This window comes from Nocardia cyriacigeorgica (genome assembly GCF_010858045.1).
Taxonomy (GTDB): domain Bacteria; phylum Actinomycetota; class Actinomycetes; order Mycobacteriales; family Mycobacteriaceae; genus Nocardia; species Nocardia cyriacigeorgica_E.
This window is the reverse complement of record NZ_JAAGVC010000260.1, coordinates 1-311: the sequence shown is the minus strand read 5'-3', so window position 1 is coordinate 311 and position 311 is coordinate 1. Positions and strand designations below refer to the sequence as shown.

The following is a 311-nucleotide window of genomic DNA, read 5'->3' as shown; positions in this document are numbered from 1 at the left end:
ATCTCGCAGTTGGAGGCGGTGTATGCGGGCAGCCCATTGATCCGACAGATTTTCGTCTACGGCAGCAGTGTGCGCACCTACCTGCTCGCGGTCGTGGTACCGACCGATGAGGCACTCGCCGCCGGTGGTGATGCAGTAGCGGCGTCGGTGCGCGGTATCGCTGCCGAGGCTGGGCTGGAGCCATACGAGATCCCTCGCGACCTCATCATCGAGACCGAGCCGTTCACCATCGAGAACGGGTTGCTGTCCGGGATCGGGAAACTGCTACGTCCCGCGCTCGAGCGGCGATACGGCCCGCGCCTGGAGGAGAT

Annotated in this window: 1 protein-coding gene; it reads left to right on the top strand. The window is 64.6% G+C overall.

Annotated features, from left to right (window positions below; genetic code table 11):
* The coding region (locus GV790_RS29625; protein ID WP_163818115.1) for a hypothetical protein at positions 1-311 on the top strand (311 nt) is incomplete at both ends.